Origin of the sequence: Cerasicoccus sp. TK19100 (genome assembly GCF_027257155.1) — a bacterium.
Lineage (GTDB): Bacteria > Verrucomicrobiota > Verrucomicrobiia > Opitutales > Cerasicoccaceae > Cerasicoccus > Cerasicoccus fimbriatus.
In genome coordinates, this window is sequence record NZ_JAPWDU010000004.1 from 154,911 (window position 1) to 176,550 (window position 21,640).

Sequence of the window (21,640 nt, forward strand, 5' to 3'; positions counted from 1 at the left end):
CAAAGCGGCACGAATGCGGGTCACTTTAGAGATTGTCATGTATTGCCGGGAATCAAGGCGGATGGCTAAAGCCAACCGCGCACGTTTCACCCGAACTGGCGGAGGAAATCATTTCGCCAGTAGTAGTGATCCAGTAAACTCGGATCGTCTTCGCCCAGGAGTTTTTTGGCCAAATAGAGAGCCTCAACCGAGGCCAAGCCGCGAGCCGGATCTTCCGCGATTTTGCTGACGCGCGGGTAAGCCGTGCGCACATGCATTGGCAAAGTGCGGCGTATCGGCTCGCCGTGGACTTTGCACATCAGCTGCGGCAAAAGCCGCCAGGTCGAGTCGAGCAAGAGCAGCGGCTTACCGGCGTCAGCGCGGGAGATTTCCGGCGCGTCGATCGCGAGCAGCAGGTAGCCTGTGGCGTCGAACGTAAAGTCGTCGTGCGCCTTAAAAAACTCAATGTCCGGGCGGCCGCGCAGAGGCTCCAGTGAGCACTTGCTAAGCTTCTCCTTCGGGTGCCGGATAACGGTGATCGGTGTGCTCATGGGACGAGGATTTTGCGCCGCAGGTCAGCCGCTTTTTCGTTACTTGGCTGGAGCGCCAACGCGCGCTCCACGGCCACCCGCGCCTCTCCGCGCGTCGCGTTCATCGAGTTCAAATGCAGCGCATAAAAATACCAAACATCGGAGCGATTGGGGGCTATTTCGGTGGCCCGCTGGTAGGCCTCCCCTGCGTCCGCCATTCGTCCTTGCAACGAGAGCGCGTGCCCGAGGTTTATCCACGCATAGGGCAGTTGCTCATTGATCTCGAGCGCGCTCCGGGCATGCGCTTCGGCTCGTTCGCCAAACTCCGCGCTCCGGCCCGGATAGAGGAAGTCCTGCATCGCCACGGTGCAGCTCAAATCAGACCACGCCTCGGCATGATCCGGCATTTGCGCCAAGCTAAGTTGGAGCATCTCAATCAGCTCCGAATAGTAAACTTCGTCTTGCTTCAACTCGGCGAGATTCTCGGTCAGTTGATCCAGCTTGCGGTCACCGTTTTGCACATACAGATAGCCCGTGCTGTTGGGTATCGCCCACAGTGGGATCAGCACCGAGAGCATGAGCCCCAGCGCCATCGCACCAATACGCCATAATGGCGCGCGCGGTAGCTTAATGCGCTCAATGGGCACACATTTGCTGATGAATCCAAGGAACAGGAAAAAGAGCAGCAGCAGCGCTGGCGTCTTTAGGTGAGACTCCATTAGCAGGTGGCCACCAAAGAGAAACAAACCCAGGCCGAGAGCGCTAATGATGAACTTTGGCGTGGTCATGCGGCGCTTGGCCCGGGGATTATCCGAGGCCCCCAAGCGGACGGATTCCGGCTGGGCGAACCACTCCTTGACCGCCAGGAAAGCGATGGCCCCGACCGGCCCCCAGAACAGGATAAAGCCCACGGCACCGAGATCGGCCAGCGTTTCCAAGTAGTCATTGCTCGCGTGGATGGCCTCGCGGTTAAAGCCTTCCGGCCGGTGGTTTTCAAAAAGCATATCGTAGCCGCCGAGGCCATTGCCCAATATCGGCGCATCGAGAAACTGCCCCCACGCCGCCTGCCACATCACCGGGCGCACGGATTCGCGGCTGGCATCGAGCGTCGCCAGTAACCGCAGTTGGAAGTCTTCATTGAACAAAAACAGCAGCGAAAACGACCCCGCGAACAACATCAGGAGGAGCAGCCAGGCAATGACCGTTGTACTGCGTTTGGCACGCACCGCAAACGGCAACAGAAAGATGCCCACCACGACCAACACCAGCGCCCCACGCGACATCGACAGGAACACCGCGCCAATCATCAGGAAGCCCGCGTAAATGAAAAACGCCCGCGCCATCCCGGTGAAACGTCGGCTGAAGCCCGCCACCAGCATCGGAAATCCAACCAGCAGCATGAACCCGGCATAAGTCGCCGGCGCAGCAAACGACCCCGTGGCCCGGCCAATGTATTCACCCGCCATCGGCACGCGGAATGACCGGCCTTCAATCGGATCGATCACGCTCGGCAACCATTCGGGATTGTAGAAAAACTGCATGATGCCAATCGCCGTCCCCAGAATCGCGAGCAGGATCACCGAGCCGAGCACCATCCACACGTGGTTCTTCGTGCGGAAATTCTGCACTGCCAGCCAAAAGATCGTCACTCCCTGCACCATCGCCAGCAGCTCTTCCCGCCCGCGCCACACAAAGTCACTCAGCAGGTATAGGTTGGCGATCATGTAGAGCAGCGCCGGGAAAAACGCGAAGCCCAGCGGGTTGAATTTTATCGGGTCACGCGAAGTGTCGACCATCAGCCCCAGCGTATGAAAGGCCAGCGCCACTCCGAGAAAGCCCGCGGAAAACACCATGGTGTCCGGTCGGACCCCGCCCAACTGGTAGCCAATAAAGAACAACCATGCGCATACAGTCAGCGTAACCGCCCAATCCAGGCAATTGCTCAGCGACAGATCGCCAAAGACGGCGATCTTATGTTGTTTCATGCGGCGCTCCGCCATCTCAGGTCGTGGAAGGTGTTTCGGGGACGATTATCCCGCCATGCTTATGCAAGCGCGGTAAATGCTCGCAAACCTAAAAAACATGTCTTTTGCTCGCCAAACCATGACACCGAAAGAAGTTATCGCTCTGGCCCAGGCCAAAGACGTCAAAATGGTCGATCTGAAATTCTGCGACCTGCACGGCGCCTGGCAGCATTTTACCGTCCCCGTCAGCCAACTCACGGAAGAACTTTTCGAAGACGGTCTCGGCTTCGACGGCTCTTCGATTCGAGGTTGGAAAAGCATCGAAGCCTCGGACATGCTTGTCATCCCCGATGCGACCACGGCCTGGATGGACCCCTTTACCGAAATGGCTACGCTGAGCCTGCTCTGCGATATCCAGGAACCCATTACCCGCGAGCCCTACGAGCGATCACCGCGCGGTGTGGCGGTCAAGGCTGAGCACTATTTAAAGTCCACCGGCATTGCCGACACCGCTTTCTTTGGCCCGGAAGCCGAGTTTTTCATCTTCGACGACGTCCGCTACGGTACGGCCAACAACGAGGCCTTCTACCACGTTGACTCCGCCGAGGGTGCCTGGAACACCGGTCGCGAAGAGTTTCCCAACCTTGCTTACAAGATTCGTCCCAAGGAAGGCTACCTGCCCGTTCCGCCCGCCGACCGCGGTATGGACATCCGTAACGAGATGGTCGCCGTCATGCAGGAGCTTGGGCTCGAAGTCGAAGCGCAGCACCACGAAGTCGCCACCGGCGGCCAGGCCGAGATCGACCTGAAGTATAACACGCTGCTCAAGATGGCCGACATGATGTGCACCTACAAATATGTCGTGCGCAATGTCGCCGCCCGCCGTGGCAAGACTGCCACCTTCATGCCGAAGCCGCTCTTCAGCGACAACGGCTCGGGCATGCACACCCACCAGTCTCTCTGGAAAAAGGGCAAGCCGCTCATGTCCGGCGAAGGCTACGCCAACCTCTCGCAAAACGGCCTGTATTACATCGGCGGTCTGCTCAAGCACGCGCCCGCCCTGTGCGCGCTGACTAACCCCACGACCAATTCCTACAAGCGCCTGGCACCGGGCTTCGAAGCCCCCGTCATGCTGGCCTACTCCGCGCGCAACCGCTCGGCCATCTGCCGCATCCCGACGTATTCGAGCAACCCCAAGTCGATCCGCGTCGAATTCCGCTGCCCAGACCCGGCCGCCAATCCCTACCTCGCCTTTTCCGCGCTGCTCATGGCCGGTCTCGATGGCATCGAGAACAAGATCGATCCGGGCGAAGCCATGGACAAGAATCTCTACGACCTGCCTCCAGAAATCGCCGCCAACGTGCCACGCGTCCCCGGCAGCCTCGGTGAAGCGCTCGACGCCCTCCGCGACGACCACGAATTCCTCCTCAAGGGCGAGGTTTTCACCGAAGATTTCATCAAAAACTACATCGCCATTAAGCAGGCCGAGCACGACGCGATTCGCTTGCGTCCGCACCCACACGAGTTTAGTATGTATTTTGACGTTTAACCAGTTCGAACATTATTCATTATACCAACTGGCGCAGTAACATCGGAACATCATCACCATGCCTAACACTAATGCCATCGAGGGCGGCGCAGACCTGCTTCGCCGCCATGCGCTGTTTCACAAAATAAACGACGCCGCACTTGAGCGTTTTCTCAATGTCCTGCAGGTCGAAACCTTCCAGAATGGCGACGCCATTATCCGCGAAGGCGAGACCGGCAACCGCCTGTATATGATCTCGTCCGGCCGCGTGGTCATCGAAAAGAAAGTCTTCAACAAGGAGGCCATCACCTCCGAGCGTATCGCCGTCCTGCAAAAGGGCGAAACCTTCGGCGAGATGGAACTGGTCGACACCCAACCGCGCTCCGCCACGGTCCGCGCACTGGAAGACACCACCTGCCTCTCCCTCTCCCGCGAAGACCTGCAATACGCCACCGAGGACGACATCATGACCTTCTCCCAGGTCGTCATGAACCTCGCCCGCGAAATCAGCCTCCGCCTCCGCAACACCGACGTGTGGCTGGCAGGCTCGCTCTTCAGCATCCGCCAAAAAGACTAGCACCTTCGGCGATTTCAACGCGCACCTTTCCCGAAAGGCCGTCCATGTGGGCGGTCTTTTTTCGGCCCTACCCCGAGCGCCAAAGCGCGACAGCATCCTCGGACCAATAGACATCCAGACGAGCGCCTAAGATGCGACAGCATCCTCGGCCAACGGACATCCAGTCGAGCGCCAAAGGCGCGGACTCATCCTAGCCTAGGGTCAGCAAGGAGCGAAGCGACGAAGCGCAGCCCTAGGAAACCGTGACAACATTTAAACTTGAGCGCTGAAAGCGCGGATTCATGCTTGCTGCATGCCGCAGTCACTTAGCCAGGTTATGGTGCATTTCGTCTTTTCGACTAAAAGATCGGCAACCATGGCTACCTCCTCAAATGCGCCCGCGTTTATTTGGCTACCTGGCCGCAATATCAAACGACCTAGCTTGCCCTTGTCATCGAGTAGGCGGCACAGTTGACCATGTGCATCTCGCGGTAAGCCTTGGGCGTGAAACGACACAGAGCGATTGGATCAAAGAGGTAAAGTCCCGTTCGTCAAAATGGATTAAGCAAGAATGGCCAGAGCTAACATCGTTTGCCTGGCAGCGCGGATATGGCGCCTTTTCCATCAGCCCGAATCACCTAACCGCATTGCTTGAATACATCGACCGTCGAGAGGAGCACCACCGCCATGAAACGTTCCAGGACGAGTATCTACGCTTGTTAGCGAAATACCACATTGATTACAGCGAGCACTATCTCTGGGACTAACCGTTTGAAACCGCACCGTTGGCGCTCTAGATCGATCTACCTCAATTCCTAGGGCTGCGCTGCAGTCGCTTTGCTCCTTGCGCTGACCCTAGGCTAGGATGAAACCGCGCCGTTGGCGCTGATATTCGAGAAACAAAGGTCTCGTAGACGGTCTTTTTTCGGCCCCACCCATGAGGCCAAGGCCCGGAATAAATGCGTTTGCCGCTGCTCCCAACCTAACTAGCATAACTGGCAACTTTCCTAAGATGACTCTAGTACGCACTTTATCCAAACTATCCTGCTTCGCACTGGCAATCACGGCTGCCAACGTGGCCTTCGCGCAGAGCCCGAGCCAATACTCGGCAGTCGAGATCACCCAGACCGACATTGACAACGCCGTTGCCGAAATGGATGGCATCGTCGCCGACGTGATGACCCAAACCGGCGTTCCCGGCATGGCGGTGGCCATCGTCCACAACGACGCGGTCGTCTACGCGAAAGGATTTGGCATCAAGCAAATTGGCTCGCCTGATCCAATCGACGAAAACACGGTTTTTCAAATCGCGTCGGTCTCCAAGTCGGTCTCGGCCACCATCATCGCCGCGCTCGTGGGCGATAAAGAAATCACCTGGCAAACCCCGATCGTGGAATATATGCCGGGCTTCACCTTGGGCGATCCCTACGTCACCCAGCATGTGACCATCGGCGACATGTTCTCCCACCGCAGCGGCCTGCCCGGCCACGCCGGCGACCTGCTGGAAGACCTCGGCTTCGACCGCGAGACCGTGTTCGACCGCCTGCAATACCTGCCGCTCAAGCCGTTTCGCGCGAACTACGATTACACCAACTTCGGCCTGACCGCCGGTGGTGTCGCCGCCGCCAACGCCATGGGCACGGACTGGGAAACCATCTCAAAGACCCGCCTCTTCGACCAACTCGGCATGACGACGGCCAGCATGAGCTTTGCAGATTTTCAGGCGCAGCCGAACAAGGCGCTGGGCAACATTTTCCGCGATGGAACCGGCTGGGAAGCCACCCCGCAACAACGCGATCCAGACGCCCAGGCCCCGGCCGGCGGCGTCAGCGCCAACGTGGTCGACATGGCCAAGTGGCTGCGCATGGTGCTCAACGAAGGCCAGTTCGGCGGCGAAACCATCGTCGCCGCTGATCCGCTCAAGGAAGCCATTCTCCCCCAAAGCTACGAAGGCCCGCTGGCCAGCTTTGACTCTCGCCCCAGCAGCTACGGCTACGGCATTGGCATTGGCACAGACCAGACTGGTCGCGTGCGCTTCAGTCACTCCGGTGCCTTCCTGATCGGCACCGGCACGACTTACATGCTCCTGCCTTCCGAAAACCTCGGCATCATTGTGCTCACCAACGGCACGCCCGTCGGCGCCGCCGAAGCCGTCACCCAAATCTTCATGGACTACGTGGAGCTCGGCGCACCGCGCATCGACTGGACCACCGGCTACGAGCAGCTTTACGCCGCCTTCCGCGTCAACCACAGCGAGCTGGCTGACAAAAACTTTCCCACCAACCCAACGCCTGCGCCCGACCACGCCTTGCTGATCGGCAACTACCACAGCGATTACTTCGGCGAGCTGGAAATCGTCGACGACGGCGCGGGCGGCCTCATTGCACGCCTTGGCCCGGATCAAACCGACTACGCGATCCCCCATTGGGACGGCAAGATTTTCGCCTGGTATGCCCCCGGCGAAAACGGCGTTGGCATCTCCGCCGTGACCTTCAATCAAACCGGCGAAGACAACGCCGAATCCGTCACCTTCGAGTTCCTTGATGAATACGGCTTGGGAACCTTCGTTCGCCAAAACTACACCTTTGGAGCCTTCATCGAGCGCCAGCCCGGAACGGGCGGTGAAGCGTGGTCTGACGACAAGAGCGGCATCGGCGTTGCCAATGGACTCGACTACGCACTGACCTCCGACGCCTCCTCACCGATCAGCGACATCGCCGGCCCGCAAACCATCGCCCAGCGCGTTAGCGGCGGCGTCGATGGCAACAAGCTCGCCGTGCAGGTCCAGCTCCCCGCCAACCCGCCCGAGGAGGTCGTCTATCTCATCTACGCCAGCGACGATCTGGAGCGCGAGCATGCCGAAGTCTTGGCCACCTTTGAGGACAATCGCTGGCTCTTGGGCACAGGCTCCGTCCTGCAAAACACGCCCATCACCGGCGTCGACACCATTCTCGACTACCAGACTATCCCCGGCCTCGACTCCCGCTTTCTCTGGCTGGGCGTCCAGCAGCGCAACTAGCCGAAGCCGAATGGTGAGTCGTGAGTATCGTTTTCACTGAACGATATAGTGGCTTGGCCTGTCAAAGAATCGGCAACCCGTAACAACTTGCCGGACACCAAAAGGGTAGCGCGGACCGTCTCGGTCCGCAAGGATCCCGGGGCAAATCGCAGGTTCACGCCCAAGCTCAATTCGCCAAAGAGCGCTAAGCGAACACAATTCGCCATCCAGCTTCCACGAACTCAGTGGCTCTTCTGCCACCGCTTGCGGATCGAGACGATCCGCGCCATCTTTGCCGCTTCTCAGCAACGCTGCACTGTAGGGCTCGCGCTCGCGCGATGCCGCCATTGCCTCGCCTCCAACAGGGTGCGGCATCGCACAAGCGCGAGCCCTACAAGCCAACCGGCCCCTTCGGAACGCATGAACACCCAACCCAAGCGACTAAGCCAACCGAAGCAACTGAGCCAACCGAAGCAACTGAGCCAACCGAAGCAACTGAGCCAAAATAGCGTTTCCTATACCTTTGTTTCGAAAAAGCCCTATGCTGTGTTTCCAAAAAGCCTACTGGGTCTTTTTCAAAAAGCAGCATGCTTTGTTTAGAAAAAGCCACTACTGTTGTTGCCGCAACATAGCCACTGTTGTTGAGGCAACACAAGTAGTGTTGTTTCAGAGAAACCGCAGGCGTTGTTTTTCCGTGACCAGTGAACGCAGCTAGCGAACGCATAAAGCCTTTCGTTCTCCGCTCCTTATACGATCATTCACGCTCACTTCCAGCCCCCTCAAGCATAGCAATAAAGCTACGAACTGGAATGCTAGCCACTACCATGATAAACTGACTCCTATCATGCTGAAACCTTGACGAACACAACCTTTACGACCACTCTCAAGCCATGACACACGCCTGCAATCCACCCAGTTCGTAAGTTTGGAGGTGTGATCAATCATACTCTTCGTCAAAAGAAGGAAAAATGTATAATCTATTAGTTGCATATGGAAATGATTATTGGGAAAAGAGTCCTGCCACTATTCCCAAAGAGCGGTTTCTTGAATACACTGATGAAATAACCAAGGATAGATTCAAGAAACTAACACAGGAGCTCATAGATGAAATCAAAGAATTTCCTACTTTGTTCATGTGTGAAGGAGAGAAGTCTCCAACTATAATTGGCAGAATTACAGATATAAAAGTTAGAGAGGCCGAACTCAGAATTTACTTTGAAGAATCCGAGCATCTATCTCGAATCGAAACCGGCCTAATAGCAGAACATGCTACTGCATTGGATATATACGATTTTGAAATGAACCGCACTCATTGGGCGATAAAAGACGAAGATTTATACCATGAGTTGACGCGAGCGAATATCATATCCAAAGAGCAGCTCAGTCAAGAGAATCAAGAGAGCGGGAGTCAAATCGAAAACATCCCTCCAGAAGTTGGGAATAAATTCAACAACGATCAGATATTCATTGTCCATGGGCATGAAGACCTTGCAAAAAATGATGTGAAAAACTTTGTCACTAGTTTAGAAAAGGAGCCAATTATTCTTCACTTACAAGCAAGTGGTGGAATGACAATCATAGAAAAGATTGACTACTATTCAAACGTTGGGTTTGCTATTGTTCTATATACAGAGTGTGATGTTGGGGCTAAAAGAAATTCATTGGTATTTAAAAGGAGAGCTCGACAGAATGTTGTATTCGAGCATGGATATCTAATTGGTAAAATTGGGCGCTCAAGGGTTGTCGCATTAGTCAAAGGGGATGTTGAAACCCCAAATGACGTTAGCGGTGTTGTTTACGTTAAAATGGACAAAGAAGAAAATTGGAAAGTCGAAATCAAGAAAGAGTTGTTAAGCTGTGGATACATAAAAACCACTAGCAAACCGTGAGAGAATAACCAAGTAAGCATCATCTCCTCAGTTCCCCTACTCAAACACCCTATGCTTGTCTTTTTTTCCGAGTTCTGGAAACCAAAGACAATGGAATGAAACAACTCGTAACAAGGCAGTAGGGTCGAATCCGTTACGCGCACTGCGTGATTCACTTTGACGTTAAGCACAATCTTCCCCAACTGCTCCTTCGCGCCTTTGTGTCTTCGCGTGAGATTCTCTAGGCAAGATTGGCGCGAGAGGACGTGACAACGCCAAGCGCACCTGTCAGGCAAATTTCACACCGCAATTTGCTTTCTTACAGCATACGCTTTGGCTTTCTTACCATTGGCCGTTTCACTCGCCCCCCCGTATCCGGCCTTGACCTAACACGTGCATCGTTTTTGCTGATTTTCACGGAATAATTTACCCTGTGTTCCGCTCAAATTATTGAAACCAACCACCTGAACCGTTGTCTTGGAAAAAGCGTGCCTGCTTTGGAAGAGGCAGGGCGTTCAGGATTAACCGAAATTTTTATCCAGCTATGTCCGCTTCCTCCCTTTCAGAAGTCAATGAACGCGTGAAAGAGGCCTCCGCCTGGGTCCCGCAATTGCGACAGGAGATCGCGAAGGTCATCGTCGGCCAGCAATACCTGGTTGACCGCCTTATCGTCGGCATTTTGGCCAATGGCCACGTGCTGCTCGAAGGTGTCCCCGGCCTCGCAAAGACTCTCTCCGTCCGCACACTGGCCAGTGCGATCCACGCCGACTTTTCGCGCATCCAGTTCACGCCCGACCTGCTGCCCGCCGACATCGTGGGCACGCTCATTTACAACCCGCAAAAGGGCGAATTCTTCACCAAGAAAGGCCCGGTCTTCGCGAACATCGTCCTCGCCGACGAAATTAACCGCGCGCCGGCCAAGGTGCAGTCCGCCCTGCTCGAAGCCATGCAGGAGCGCCAGGTAACGCTCGGCGACGAGACGCACAAGCTGCCCGCGCCGTTCCTCGTTCTGGCCACGGAAAACCCGATCGACCAGGAGGGCACCTATCCGCTGCCCGAGGCGCAGGTTGACCGCTTCATGCTCAAGCTGAAGATCGGCTACCCGACCCGCGCCGAAGAACGCCAGATCCTCGACGCCATGGCCTCGACCGCCCCCAAGATGGACATCACGCCCGTCATCACGCCCGAGCAGATTCTCGAAGCGCGCAAGGTCGTCGACGAAATTTACATCGACGAAAAGGTCCGCGACTACGTGGTCGACCTCGTCTTTGCAACCCGCAAGCCGAGCGACTACGGCCTACAGATCGACAACTTTGTGCAGTTTGGTGCCAGCCCGCGCGCCACGATCGCCATCACCCTCGCCGCCAAGGCTTGGGCGTTCCTCAACGGCCGCGGCTATGTGACCCCGCAGGACATCAAAACGATCGGCGTTGACGTGCTCCGCCACCGCGTCATCCCCTCCTACGAAGCCGAGGCGGAAGACTTCACCAGCGAGCAGCTGGTCGCGAAGATTTTGGAAACGGTTCCCGTTCCGTGAGGAAAAAGGAAAAAGATTAAAGGAAAAAGGGAACGGCAGCAGAGTGCACTGGAAAAATCCAAAGCACACGTCACAAGCCAAACCTTCTTCCTATCCATGACTCTGAAACTTTAATCTTTAATCTTTTTACTTTAATCTCCCAATGCCCTCCACCAGTGAAATGTTGCGCAAGGTGCGCCAGATCGAAATCCGGACGAATCGACTCGTTACGGACTCTCTGACTGGTGCCTACCACAGCGTGTTCAAGGGGCGCGGGATGGACTTCGAAGAAGTCCGCGAATACGCGCCCGGCGACGACGTCCGCGCGATCGACTGGAACGTCACCGCGAAGATGGACCGCCCGTTCATCAAGCAATTCCGCGAAGAGCGCGAGCTGACCATCGTGCTCATGGTCGACCTGTCGGCCTCGGGCGCTTTTGGCTCGCTGGACGAATCCAAGCGTGAGCTCGCGGCCGAAATCGCCAGCGTCCTTGCCTTCTCCGCCACCAAGAACAACGATAAGGTGGGCCTGCTGCTCTTCACCGACGAGGTCGAGCAATACATCCCGCCGCGCAAAGGCCGCCAACACGTGCTGCGCGTGATCCGCGAAATCCTTTTCCACGAGCCTCGCCACACCGGCACGAATGTCGTCAAGGCGCTGGACACCGTGAACCACATGATCAAGCGCAAGGCCATCGTGTTTCTGCTGACGGACTTTCTGCAAGGCCCCGACGGCCGCTTGCCCACGCCCGAGGAACGCCAGGGCGACGACCTTTTCCGCGCACTCGGCATCACCAATCGCCGCCATGACCTGACGACGATTCTGATCTCCGACCGCCGTGAAGTCGAGCTGCCCGACATCGGCATCATCTCGCTGGAAGACGCCGAGACCGGCCAACTGGTCGACATCGATACCAGCAGCGCCAAGGTCCGCCAGCTCTACGCCAAGCAAAACCGCGAACGCATCGCCGGGCTGCATCGCGGCCTGCGGCAAGCCGGCGTCGGCGCCCTCCCCGTCACCACCGGTGAGCCTTACGTGAATAATCTTCGCCGCTACTTTGAATCCCGCAGCCAAAGGAGACACTAAGTGAACTTTGCATCGCAAATTAACTTTGTCCGGCAAAGCTTAACGGCATTTATCCTGACCGCGCCCGCCATGGCCTTCGCCCAGGAGGCGACCGGCCTGCGCCCGATGCGCGGCCTGCGCCCCACCTCCTACTGGGAGCAAAACTGGCCGTGGATCACGGCGCTCATTGTCGTGGCAGTCATTGGGCTGATCGTGCTCACCGTCTGGCTCGCCAAGCGCAAGCCGCCCGCGCGCACGCTCTCCCCGGCCGAAGAGGCACGCCTGCGCCTGGGCGAAGCATCGAGCCTCGCCAATGGACAGGATGACAAGGCGTTTTCCGTCACCGTCTCCGACGCGCTGCGCGTTTATCTGGAGCGTGCCTATGCCCTGCGCGCGCCGGAGCAAACGACCGAAGAATTTCTCCAACACGCCAAGCAAAGCAACCGCCTGCCCGGCAAGTCGCTCGACACGCTCGCGAAGTTCCTCGAGCTTTGCGACCTGGCCAAGTTCGCCCAACACGCCTTTGGTGATGAAGAGCGCCAGGACCTCCTCAACACCGCGCGTAACTTCGTGGACGAGGCCGAGCAGCGCAACCAACCCGCAAGCAAGGAGGCTGTCGCGACATGACCGAAAGCTTCGAATTTCACACCCCGTGGATGCTGTGGTTTCTCCTGGCGCTGCCCGTGCTGCTTTTCATCAAAGGGCGCACTGGTCGCTCGGCGTCGTTGATCTTTTCTTCCACGGCCATCGCGCGTGATGTCGCCAAGCAAGCCAAGACCCGCGCGGGTGGTTTTCTCTTCTTCCTGCGCCTGCTCGCGTTGGCTGCATTGATCATCGCCATGGCACGTCCGCAGATTGGCAAGGGTCACTCGGAAGTCGAGGCGAGCGGCATCGACATCGTGCTCGCGGTGGATGTCTCCGGTTCAATGGCAGCGCTCGACTTTGCAACGCAAAGTGATCTCGCCACCCGTCTCGATATCGTGAAGCGCGTCATTAACGAATTTATCGAAGAAAGGCCCAATGACCGCATCGGCCTGATCGCCTTTGCCAAGGAACCGTTTCTCGTGAGCCCACTCACGCTGAATCATGATTGGCTGCGCCGCAATTTGGAGCGGCTCGACCTCGGCATCATCGATGGCGCGGGCACCGCGATTGGCCCAGCCATTGGTATGAGTGCAAACCGCCTGCGCGATCTGCCCGCCAAGAGTCGCGTGGTGATTCTGCTCACCGATGGTGAGGACACCGTGGGCCAACTCCCACCCATCGCCGCAGCCGAGGCCGCCGAATCTTTTGACGTAAAAATCTACACCATCGCCGCCGGCAAATCCGGTCGCGTGCCGATGCCGCGCGTCGACCGCATGGGCGTGCCCGTGCGCGATCAGAGCGGCAACCTCATTTTCACCGGACAATATGGCGACAGCCGCGTCGATGAAGAGACGCTGGAGAAGATTGCCGAAGTGACCAACGGCAAGTTCTACCGCGCCACCAACACCGACGAGTTGGCCAAGATTTATCAGGACATCGACGAGCTCGAAAAAACCGAGGTCAAGCTGAAGCACTACGCCGAGTATGAAGAGCTGTTCTTCTGGCCGGCGCTGCTCGGGCTGACCCTGATCTCGCTGGAGCAACTGCTCGGCAACACCCGCTTCAAACGACTGCCATGAACTTTGAATACACCAGTTGGTTGATCGCTATCCCCGTCGCACTTTTGCTGCTGAGCGGGCTGTTCCTGTCCAACAGTCGCGCGCGGCGCAAGCGGGTGCGGCAGTTCGCCTCCGACCGTTTGGTAAAGCAACTGCTCGCCAGCTACAGCCCGGCACGTCGTCGTTTTAAGAACGCGCTGATCCTCGTCGCGCTCGCGCTGTTGCTCTTTGCCTTGGCACGTCCCCAGTGGGGCTTCACGTGGCGCGAGACGAAGAGCAAGGGCATCGACATCATGTTCGTCATGGACGTTTCCCGTAGCATGCTCGCCAAGGACATTAAGCCGGATCGTCTGGAGCGCTCAAAACTGGCGATCCTCGACTTTCTCGACAAGCTGGAGGGCGACCGCGTGGGCCTCGTCGCCTTTGCTGGCAACGCATTTTTACAGTGCCCGCTGACGCTGGACTACGATGCCTTCCGCCAGTCGCTGGAGGCGGTCGACACGAATGTCATTTCGCTTGGCGGCACCGACATTGCCCGCGCGATCAACGAAGCCGAAGCCGCCTTTTCCGATAAGAACAATTACAAGATCGTCGTCATGATTACCGACGGCGAAGACTTGGAAGAAGACGGTATCGCCCGCGCCAAAGAGGCTTCCGATAACGGCATCACAATTTACACGGTCGGCGTCGGCACACCCGAGGGTGAACTGATCCCCGTACGCAATCGCTATGGCCAGCTCACTTATCTACGTGACGACGACGGCGAACTGGTCCGCACCAAGCTCGATGCCGACACGCTGAGCGAGATCGCTGAGGCCACCGATGGTTTCTACACGCCCTTGGGCCCGACCGGCTATGGGCTGGAGCAAGTTTACGAAGCCGGCCTGGAGGCCATCCCTGAACAGGAGCTGGCCTCGCGCATGCAGAAAGTCTGGCTGGAGCGTTTCCAATGGCCGCTGGGGATAGCAATCATTCTGCTTGCCTGGGAGCCACTGATCGGCACACGACGCCTTACTTTGCGTCGCAAAGTAAAGGCTACCGGCGTCGCAAAATCCACTTCAGGCATGGCGACCAAAGCCGCGGCAGTCGTTATTTTTCTCGGTGCCCTCTTTGCGACAAGTGACCTTAACGCATCGGTCCGCCAAGGCGAGCAACTCTTTCGCAATGGCGATTATGCGGCCGCTGCGGAGGAGTTTAAAGCCGCCGTCGACAGTGATCCAATGAATGCCCAAGCGTCGTTCAACCTCGGCAATGCTTACCAGGCACTCGGCCAGAATGAAGAGGCGCAAGAGGCCTATATGCGCGCGCTGGTCACGACGGACTTCGAGCTGCAAGCCGACGCATTTTATAACCTGGGTACGTTGCGTTATTCTGCCGCCTCCGAGAAGTTGGGCGAAGCCGATGTCGGCACCATCGTCGAGCAAGGTAAAGAAATCAGTCGCGCGACTAGCGTAGCGATTCAAAACGGCAATGCGATCCTACAACAAGCAACCTCCATTGACGAAGCGCCACAGCCGCAGAGCGGTCAACCCAGCCCCAAGCAAATGCTACTGCAGCGCGCGCAACAAGCCCTGCAAGCCGCCGAGCAAGCCAAGGCCGGAGGCGAAGAAGCGATCAAAGCCACTGCCACCGCTCAAGCCGCCGCTAAGCCAATCAGCCTGGCATGGGAGCAAGCTGCAAATGACTTTCAAAGCTCGTTGGAGCTCAACCCGGCTGGCGAAGACGCCGCGCATAATTATAATTTCGTCTCGAAGCAAATCGAAGACTTGAAGCGGGACTTGCACGAACTCAAGCGCGCCGAGGATCGCATTAAAAAAGACCAGCCCGAGCTGGAGCACGTCATTGAAGAACTGCGCAAACTGCTGGAGGAAAATCAGCAGGACCAACAGAATCAGGATCAGCAGAATCAAGACCAGCAAGACCAACAGCAAAACCAGGATCAACAGAACCAGGACCAGCAGCAGAATTCCGATCAGCAGCAACAGCAGGATCAACAACAGCAACAAGATCAGCAGTCCGGCCAGCAGAACGATCAAGAGCAGCAAAGCCAGCAGGACCAGCAACAGCAGCAAGGCGACCAACAGGAATCGCAAGATCAGCAATCCGGCGAAGAACAAAACCAGGAGCAATCCGAACAGCAGCAATCTGGCGAAGAAGAGCAGCAGCAAGATGGTTCTGAGCAAACGGAAGGTTCTGAAGAGCAAGAGGGCTCGGAGAAGGAGCAACAGGACGCGGAGCAATCCGAAGAAGGCGAGCAGGAAGGTGAAGACCAACGCGGCCCGGAGCGCGACCCCGAGGAAGTTGACCGCATGATCGACAACATGGAGCAAGGCGAGCAGCCCGGCGAAGAGGAATCCGTCGCTCAGGAGAGTGGTGAGCAGTCGGCCGAGCAGCAGCCCAATGAAGACTTGATGCAGATGTCCGAAGAAGACGCGCAGAAAGCCATGGAAGAAGCTGCCCGAGCCGCCGCGATCGCCGAGGCCACCGAAGGCGAACCCGGCGAAGACGCCGTGCCAATCGGGGTGATGTCCGTCGACGATGCGCGCCGCTTGTTGGAATCTTTAAAACGATCTGAAAAGAAACTACCGGTGTCCGGCTATGGCCGCCGGGAGTCTAACCGTGACGATGATGGCAAACGAAAGGATTGGTAATGACTAAGTATCTTCCACGCCTGCTGATGCTAGTCGCGCTCATTTCTATCGGCAGCGCGGCGCAGGCACAGCGCATTCAGGCAAGCAGTGAGGCCCACCAGGAAATCCGCCAAGGGCAGACCGGCGTGTATCAATTCACGCTGCGCAGCTCAGACGTCGATCCACAGATTCCGCCGCCGGAGATTCCCAAGATCGACGGGCTCGACATCGAGTTTGCCAACATCTCGCAGGGCGTTAGCCAGCATATTATTAATGGCTCGTTTTCGCGCACGATTTCAAAAACCTACCAGTATCAAGTCACCGGCATTGAGCAAGGCGACTACACGATCCCGGGCTTCACCGTGGATGTACAGGGGGAAAAGGTGCACATCCCCGCCGCCAGTGTGCGCGTTGTCGAGGGACTGAACACCACCATCTGGACCGAGCTCGAACTACCGCGCGAAAAAATCTACGTCGGCGAGGCCGTCCTGGCGACTTTGAAGCTCTATTACGATCCGTCGGAAATCATCAGCATCAGCCAGGCACGCAACCCGCCCTTTAGCGTGAAGGACAACGACTCGGTGACCATTGGCCAGTTTGGCAATCAGCGGGAACGCGTCGTCCGCCGCGACGGGCGCGACCTGCACGAAATTAGTTTTCAGGTGATGATCACTCCGCTGAAGTCCGGCCCGACGCCGATGGTCATTCAGTCCGATTTGGTCATTACTACGCGCAACGATCAGCCGCAACGCCGTTACCGCAGCATGCTCGATCAATTCATGAATAACCGCTACCAGCGCCACCAGGTGTCGCTCTACACGCCTGATGATCCCATCGACGTGCAGCCGTTGCCCGCGGAAGGCCGGCCCACGTATTTCACCGGCGGCATCGGCATCTTCAGCGTGGACAAGCCGCAGCTTTCCGACACGAAAACCATGGCCGGCGAACCGCTGACCATGACCCTCACCGTGCGCGGCCAAGGCAACTTCGACCGTCTGCAAGCTCCCACATTGGCCGAAGACGACAATTGGCGCGACTACCCGCCGGAGGAGGAATTTTTCCCGGCTGACCAAATGGGCTACACCGGTGCCAAGACCTTTGAATACACTCTAATCTCGCGCGAGCCGGGCGAGATGATGACGCCGGAAATCAATTTTAACTTCTTTGATCCGGAAACGGAAAAATACGTGGAGCTGCCCATCCCTGGTCAGCAAATTATGGTGGAAGCCAACCCGAATGCACAGCGCCCGAAGCGCAACCCGGTCGCCGCACGCCGTGGGCCGGAGCTGCTGCCAATCGCCACCACGACAGGACGCTTGGTCAGCACAATCAAGCCCATCGTCACGAACCCGATTTTCATTGGCTCGCAGTTGATACCGGCGCTCGCGATCGGGCTGCTGTTCTACTCGCGCCGCCAGCAACTGCGATTGGAGAACGACTCCGCCTATGCGCGAAATTTCTACGCCGACCGCGCGACCAAGACCGAGCTGACCGCTGCCAAGCAGGCCGCTGACCAGTGCGACGCCACCGCATTTTACGCCGCCGCTCAGCGCGCGGTGCAGGCCGCAGCCGGGCGTCATGTCGCACAGGCACCGGAGTCATTGACCATCGCCGATCTGGAGCAGATCGCACATAACCGCAATGCAGACGAGGATCAGTTGGCGCGTATTCATGCGTTTATGGAGGCCGGGGATGCGATTCGTTTTGGCGGCCTGGCCGATGCCCAAATCGACTTTAGCGCCGAATACGCGCAGCTCGAGAAAACCGTGAACGCATTGGGAGGTAATCGATGAAAAACATGATTCGCATCAGCTTGTTCTTCGCCGCCCTGATAGCCTCGCTCGTCGCGCGCGGCGAGTCTGCGGACGCCCAATTCGCGCAGGCCAACCAACTCTACACCGACGGCGAATACGCGCAGGCCATCGAAGCCTACCAGCAAATGCTACCGGCGCAGCAATCGGCCAATGTCCACTTTAACCTCGGCAACGCTTACTATCAGCTCGGCGAATACGGGCCCGCGGTTTTGCACTATGAAAAAGCGTTGGCGCTTGCTCCGCGTAACCCGGACATCAAGGCCAACCTCGAACTCACGCAAGAAGCCGCACAGCTCACCCCTGCCCCTCCCGGCTGGGCGCAAATCGTGGGCGACCTCGCACCGGTAAATTTCTGGGCCTGGTTGGCGGTCATTGTCTTTTGGGCATTGGTCGCGCTGATCGTGATTGCCCCGATGTATCGTTGGAAAGGGCTATCCCGCAACGGGCTCACGGCACTGTGCGCGCTGGTGCTGATCGTGAGTATGGTCGGCCTTTACGGCTGGCACGTGCGCGGCAGTTACGGCGTGGTGCTCACCGACGAAGCCACGCTAAGCGTCGCGCCGACGTCCACCAGCCCGGCGGCAGGTTCCGTAAAAGCCGGTCAACTCGCACAGATTCGCGAGCGTCACGGTGAGTATTTCCTGGTCACCGTTGGCACAGATAAAATCGGCTGGCTGCCGAACAAAGCTTTTTCGCCCATCTGGGATTAGCAGCGTCCCGCTGCACCGAGAGTTTTTTGCAGTGCAAAAAAACGGTGAGGCAGTGAGGCGATGAGGCAGTGCGGCGGCGATGACGGAGCATCGCCCTCCAGCGTAGAGGCAACTTTACTTTGCGATGCAGAGTGACAATCGCCAGACAGGCAAGATTACTTTGCGATGCAAAGTAAAACGTGCGCTAAGCGCCGCCTTGCGGTTCGATGTAGTCGCGGCAAGCGAACTTCACTTCGTGTAGGAAGTGGACGGGATCATCCTGCGACCAGCGATTGGAGAAAATTTCAATTTCCAGCATTCCATCGAAGCCGGCTTCCTCGACTTGCTTGCTGATGCGGCGCAGCTCAATGCAGCCTTCGCCAGGAATGCCACGATCATTGAGGAAGTCTAGCGTGGGCGTTTTCCAGTCGGCTACGTGGTAGCAAAAGAGATTATCGTTCTCGCCAGCGCGGGCGATCTCATCACCGAGAGAGGAGTCCCACCACTGCTGATAGGTATCCACGCAAACGCCGAGATAAGTCGAGCCGAGCTGCTCCACCAGGTCGTTGGCTTCGCGCAGCGTGTTGATGCATCCGCGTTCGTCAGCATGCATGGGGTGCTGAGCTTCGAGCGCCATGCGCACGTGCTTTTTCTCGGCATAGGGTATGAGTTTTTCCAGTGCTTCGCGCACCTGTGCACGGCTGGCGTCCATGCTCTGTAGGGGGTCGGCACCGGGGATGATCAGCACCGAGGAGGCACCGATGGCTTCCGCCTCGTCGATGCAGCGCTCGGTGTCGTAGATCGCCGAGCGACGTGCATTCGCGTCGACCGCGGCGAAGAATCCGCCACGGCAATAGGAGGCGACTTCGAGCTTATACTCGTTGAGCAGTTTGCGAATTTCGGCAGGCGGTTTTTCCATGACATCCTGCCGCCAGAGCGAGACCCCGGCAAATCCCGACTCCGCAATCACGCGCAGCTTATTCTCGATCCCCTGAAGATCGAGAGAGATCGTGTGGATCGCCAAGCGTGACGACAGCGGTCGGGCCCGCTTTTTCGCAAAAAGCGTCAATGGATTCATGGGTTTGGGTAGAATATTCGAGTTGCGTAACCGTCTCGTCACTACGCTAACAATTCTAAGACACTTGGAAAGCCAAACTGTTGCCAAAAACGATATGCTCAGCCGCCCAAAATTGATCACCAACGACTTGAGATTTCCGCCAGTCGCGCTTAAATAACTGCATGGCAAAAAAAGCAGCGCAAAAAAGCCGTCAGTCATGGATTGACGCCTATCTGGACCACCTGCTGGAAGAGGGGGAACCGCCCGCCAGCGTTTACCGATTCGCCAAGAATCAGGGGGTCGGCGAAAAGGCGTTTTACGCGCATTTTGCCAACTTCGAGTCCTTGGAAGGCGAGATCTGGAAGTCCCTCGTGGCCGACACCGTTACCGCGCTGCAGGCTGATGAAGACTACGCCAGCTTCCCGGTACAACAGAAGCTGGCGGCTTTCTATTATACTTTTTTAGAGGGTGCGCTGGAGTATCGCTCGTTCATGCTGTTGCGCTTTCCGGGGGTGCAACTGGTGGCCTGCCCCGGGCGGCTCAATAAGTTTCGCGATGCCTTCATCGACTATGCCAAGCCGCTGCTGGACGCCGCCAAGGCCGAGCAGGAGATTCCCGAGCGCGGCAAGCTTAACCAGACCTACCCCGGCTTAGTGTATGCCCAGCTGCTGTTCATCATCGACTTTTGGCTCAAGGACGAGAGTGATCAATTCCAGCGGACCGACGCACTGATTGAGAAATCCGTCACGCTGGGCTTCGACCTGATCGGCACGCAAGTCGTCGATAGCGCCTTTGACCTCGTGCGCTTCCTCGCGGGTGAGCTAAAAGCGGGCTGAGCTAAACACAGTCGAAACCACTGAACATACGCTCCACCGAAAGAGTGTATGCTTATCGCGAGTGCGGTGAATCTGTAATGAATGGCCCCCGCAGAGGGTGTTGGGATAGTTTTGGTGCCAATGAAAACCCCAACACTCATACTCACATCTGCACTCATTACGAGTATCGCATCGGCCAACATCGTTGTTAACGGAGACTTCTCCTCGCCCATGGCGGGCACCTACAGCGCTTCCGTATTTGGCGGTGGCAACCTGAATGGAACCGGTGTCGCTGCTGGATCGGCAAACATTTATGATGGCGGCTGGGTGACCTACAGCGCCTCATCTAATGACTATTGGGAGGTCTCGGGCGGCGAAGGCGTTCGCACGTTCAACGCCAATTTCAACTACGGCGGCTTCGGCCAATTCGTCTCGAATCCCGGTGACGGCAACTTCGACAATGGCGACTCGATTGAGTTTTCGCTGGATTACATATTCAATGGGTTGGACACCACGGGTGGCTTCGCGGCGACGGTTTACGGGGTCACCGCCCCCAACGGCACCAGCGCTGGCTGGAATCTCTTCTCCGGCGAAGGCATTAGTAATGCAGGGCAAAGCGGATCTGTGACGATCGACACCGACTACACCAGCGGCGCGGATTACCAGTTCTACGTGCTCGATACAGTCTTCAGCAGCAGTGCGAGCACCGGCACCATTAGCTACGCTTCCGGTGCCATAGAACTTACCCGCGATTATGCACTGTTTGCCATCGTATTCCAGGCGGATCGAGACTCCGGCTCAGCGGGGCCGATCAGTGTGGACAATGTGTCGCTGGCAGCCATCCCCGAGCCCGGCCACTACGCGATGCTGCTGGGTGTCGTAACGCTGGGGCTGCTCCGGGTGCGCCGCCGCTAACGATTTTTTCTTAAGCGAAAAACACGCAACGCCGGTGGGTCATGCTGACTGCCGGCGTTGTTTTGTTTATCG

General features: G+C 57.4%; 18 protein-coding genes. 15 read left to right on the forward strand and 3 right to left on the reverse strand.

All coding sequences use genetic code 11. The annotated features are described in order from the left end of the window. Nucleotides 1-86 precede the first annotated feature (86 nt). Together O3S85_RS10825 and O3S85_RS10830 are read right to left on the reverse strand one after the other, a co-directional pair. The gene (locus O3S85_RS10825) at nucleotides 87-530 is read right to left on the reverse strand and encodes a hypothetical protein (RefSeq protein ID WP_269540315.1); all 444 of its coding nucleotides are present in this window, start codon (nucleotides 528-530) and stop codon (nucleotides 87-89) included. Next, on the reverse strand, nucleotides 527-2,494 hold the full coding sequence (locus tag O3S85_RS10830; protein ID WP_269540316.1) for an O-antigen ligase family protein: 1,968 nt from the start codon (nucleotides 2,492-2,494) through the stop codon (nucleotides 527-529). The genes O3S85_RS10825 and O3S85_RS10830 overlap by 4 nt, the downstream gene beginning before the upstream one ends. Nucleotides 2,495-2,612: 118 nt before the next feature. Between O3S85_RS10830 and glnA the strand changes: the two genes are divergently transcribed. The 13 genes from glnA to O3S85_RS10895 all read left to right on the forward strand — a co-directional run bounded on the left by glnA (nucleotide 2,613) and on the right by O3S85_RS10895 (nucleotide 18,802). Then, entirely contained in the window at nucleotides 2,613-4,022 is a 1,410-nt protein-coding gene (glnA, locus tag O3S85_RS10835) for a type I glutamate--ammonia ligase (protein ID WP_269540317.1), read from the forward strand. Nucleotides 4,023-4,080: 58 nt separating this feature from the next. Then, entirely contained in the window at nucleotides 4,081-4,578 is a 498-nt protein-coding gene (locus O3S85_RS10840) for a cyclic nucleotide-binding domain-containing protein (protein WP_269540318.1), read from the forward strand. A gap of 371 nt (nucleotides 4,579-4,949) precedes the next feature. Continuing rightward, on the forward strand, nucleotides 4,950-5,324 hold the full coding sequence (locus O3S85_RS10845; RefSeq protein WP_343218946.1) for a transposase: 375 nt from the start codon (nucleotides 4,950-4,952) through the stop codon (nucleotides 5,322-5,324). A gap of 245 nt (nucleotides 5,325-5,569) precedes the next feature. Next, nucleotides 5,570-7,576 carry a serine hydrolase gene (locus O3S85_RS10850; RefSeq protein WP_269540320.1) on the forward strand — a complete coding sequence of 669 codons (2,007 nt, stop codon included), beginning with the start codon at nucleotides 5,570-5,572 and terminating at the stop codon, nucleotides 7,574-7,576. Nucleotides 7,577-7,975: 399 nt separating this feature from the next. Further along, entirely contained in the window at nucleotides 7,976-8,155 is a 180-nt protein-coding gene (locus tag O3S85_RS10855) for a hypothetical protein (RefSeq protein WP_269540321.1), read from the forward strand. A gap of 368 nt (nucleotides 8,156-8,523) precedes the next feature. Further along, entirely contained in the window at nucleotides 8,524-9,444 is a 921-nt protein-coding gene (locus O3S85_RS10860) for a nucleotide-binding protein (RefSeq protein WP_269540322.1), read from the forward strand. A gap of 523 nt (nucleotides 9,445-9,967) precedes the next feature. After that, nucleotides 9,968-10,960 carry an AAA family ATPase gene (locus O3S85_RS10865; protein ID WP_269540323.1) on the forward strand — a complete coding sequence of 331 codons (993 nt, stop codon included), beginning with the start codon at nucleotides 9,968-9,970 and terminating at the stop codon, nucleotides 10,958-10,960. A gap of 142 nt (nucleotides 10,961-11,102) precedes the next feature. Next, on the forward strand, nucleotides 11,103-12,026 hold the full coding sequence (locus tag O3S85_RS10870; RefSeq protein WP_269540324.1) for a DUF58 domain-containing protein: 924 nt from the start codon (nucleotides 11,103-11,105) through the stop codon (nucleotides 12,024-12,026). Further along, entirely contained in the window at nucleotides 12,027-12,632 is a 606-nt protein-coding gene (locus O3S85_RS10875; protein ID WP_269540325.1) for a DUF4381 family protein, read from the forward strand. Next, the gene (locus O3S85_RS10880; RefSeq protein WP_269540326.1) at nucleotides 12,629-13,669 is read left to right on the forward strand and encodes a VWA domain-containing protein; all 1,041 of its coding nucleotides are present in this window, start codon (nucleotides 12,629-12,631) and stop codon (nucleotides 13,667-13,669) included. The genes O3S85_RS10875 and O3S85_RS10880 overlap by 4 nt, the downstream gene beginning before the upstream one ends. Next, entirely contained in the window at nucleotides 13,666-16,299 is a 2,634-nt protein-coding gene (locus tag O3S85_RS10885) for a VWA domain-containing protein (protein ID WP_269540328.1), read from the forward strand. The genes O3S85_RS10880 and O3S85_RS10885 overlap by 4 nt, the downstream gene beginning before the upstream one ends. Next, complete coding sequence (locus tag O3S85_RS10890; protein WP_269540329.1) at nucleotides 16,299-18,071, forward strand: BatD family protein; 1,773 nt, start codon at nucleotides 16,299-16,301, stop codon at nucleotides 18,069-18,071. The genes O3S85_RS10885 and O3S85_RS10890 overlap by 1 nt, the downstream gene beginning before the upstream one ends. After that, nucleotides 18,068-18,802: a tetratricopeptide repeat protein gene (locus tag O3S85_RS10895; RefSeq protein ID WP_269540330.1), complete on the forward strand. Its 735-nt coding sequence runs from the start codon at nucleotides 18,068-18,070 to the stop codon at nucleotides 18,800-18,802. The genes O3S85_RS10890 and O3S85_RS10895 overlap by 4 nt, the downstream gene beginning before the upstream one ends. A gap of 184 nt (nucleotides 18,803-18,986) precedes the next feature. Here O3S85_RS10895 and O3S85_RS10900 read toward each other — a convergent pair whose 3' ends face one another. After that, on the reverse strand, nucleotides 18,987-19,859 hold the full coding sequence (locus tag O3S85_RS10900) for a sugar phosphate isomerase/epimerase family protein (protein WP_269540331.1): 873 nt from the start codon (nucleotides 19,857-19,859) through the stop codon (nucleotides 18,987-18,989). 161 nt (nucleotides 19,860-20,020) lie between these two features. Between O3S85_RS10900 and O3S85_RS10905 the strand changes: the two genes are divergently transcribed. Further along, the gene (locus tag O3S85_RS10905; protein ID WP_269540333.1) at nucleotides 20,021-20,674 is read left to right on the forward strand and encodes a TetR/AcrR family transcriptional regulator; all 654 of its coding nucleotides are present in this window, start codon (nucleotides 20,021-20,023) and stop codon (nucleotides 20,672-20,674) included. A gap of 120 nt (nucleotides 20,675-20,794) precedes the next feature. Continuing rightward, nucleotides 20,795-21,568 carry a PEP-CTERM sorting domain-containing protein gene (locus O3S85_RS10910; protein ID WP_269540334.1) on the forward strand — a complete coding sequence of 258 codons (774 nt, stop codon included), beginning with the start codon at nucleotides 20,795-20,797 and terminating at the stop codon, nucleotides 21,566-21,568. The last annotated feature ends 72 nt before the right edge of the window (nucleotides 21,569-21,640 follow it).

Excerpts from the sequence above, each read along its gene's own strand:
- O3S85_RS10850 (WP_269540320.1), top strand. The coding sequence starts at position 5,570 with ATGACTCTAGTACGCACTTTATCCAAACTATCCTGCTTCGCACTGGCA.
- O3S85_RS10910 (WP_269540334.1), top strand. The coding sequence starts at position 20,795 with ATGAAAACCCCAACACTCATACTCACATCTGCACTCATTACGAGTATC.
- O3S85_RS10885 (WP_269540328.1), top strand. The coding sequence starts at position 13,666 with ATGAACTTTGAATACACCAGTTGGTTGATCGCTATCCCCGTCGCACTT.
- O3S85_RS10890 (WP_269540329.1), top strand. The coding sequence starts at position 16,299 with ATGACTAAGTATCTTCCACGCCTGCTGATGCTAGTCGCGCTCATTTCT.
- O3S85_RS10825 (WP_269540315.1), bottom strand. The coding sequence starts at position 530 with ATGAGCACACCGATCACCGTTATCCGGCACCCGAAGGAGAAGCTTAGC.
- O3S85_RS10880 (WP_269540326.1), top strand. The coding sequence starts at position 12,629 with ATGACCGAAAGCTTCGAATTTCACACCCCGTGGATGCTGTGGTTTCTC.
- O3S85_RS10905 (WP_269540333.1), top strand. The coding sequence starts at position 20,021 with ATGGCAAAAAAAGCAGCGCAAAAAAGCCGTCAGTCATGGATTGACGCC.
- O3S85_RS10895 (WP_269540330.1), top strand. The coding sequence starts at position 18,068 with ATGAAAAACATGATTCGCATCAGCTTGTTCTTCGCCGCCCTGATAGCC.
- glnA (WP_269540317.1), top strand. The coding sequence starts at position 2,613 with ATGACACCGAAAGAAGTTATCGCTCTGGCCCAGGCCAAAGACGTCAAA.
- O3S85_RS10855 (WP_269540321.1), top strand. The coding sequence starts at position 7,976 with ATGAACACCCAACCCAAGCGACTAAGCCAACCGAAGCAACTGAGCCAA.
- O3S85_RS10860 (WP_269540322.1), top strand. The coding sequence starts at position 8,524 with ATGTATAATCTATTAGTTGCATATGGAAATGATTATTGGGAAAAGAGT.
- O3S85_RS10900 (WP_269540331.1), bottom strand. The coding sequence starts at position 19,859 with ATGAATCCATTGACGCTTTTTGCGAAAAAGCGGGCCCGACCGCTGTCG.
- O3S85_RS10870 (WP_269540324.1), top strand. The coding sequence starts at position 11,103 with ATGCCCTCCACCAGTGAAATGTTGCGCAAGGTGCGCCAGATCGAAATC.
- O3S85_RS10865 (WP_269540323.1), top strand. The coding sequence starts at position 9,968 with ATGTCCGCTTCCTCCCTTTCAGAAGTCAATGAACGCGTGAAAGAGGCC.
- O3S85_RS10830 (WP_269540316.1), bottom strand. The coding sequence starts at position 2,494 with ATGAAACAACATAAGATCGCCGTCTTTGGCGATCTGTCGCTGAGCAAT.
- O3S85_RS10845 (WP_343218946.1), top strand. The coding sequence starts at position 4,950 with ATGCGCCCGCGTTTATTTGGCTACCTGGCCGCAATATCAAACGACCTA.
- O3S85_RS10840 (WP_269540318.1), top strand. The coding sequence starts at position 4,081 with ATGCCTAACACTAATGCCATCGAGGGCGGCGCAGACCTGCTTCGCCGC.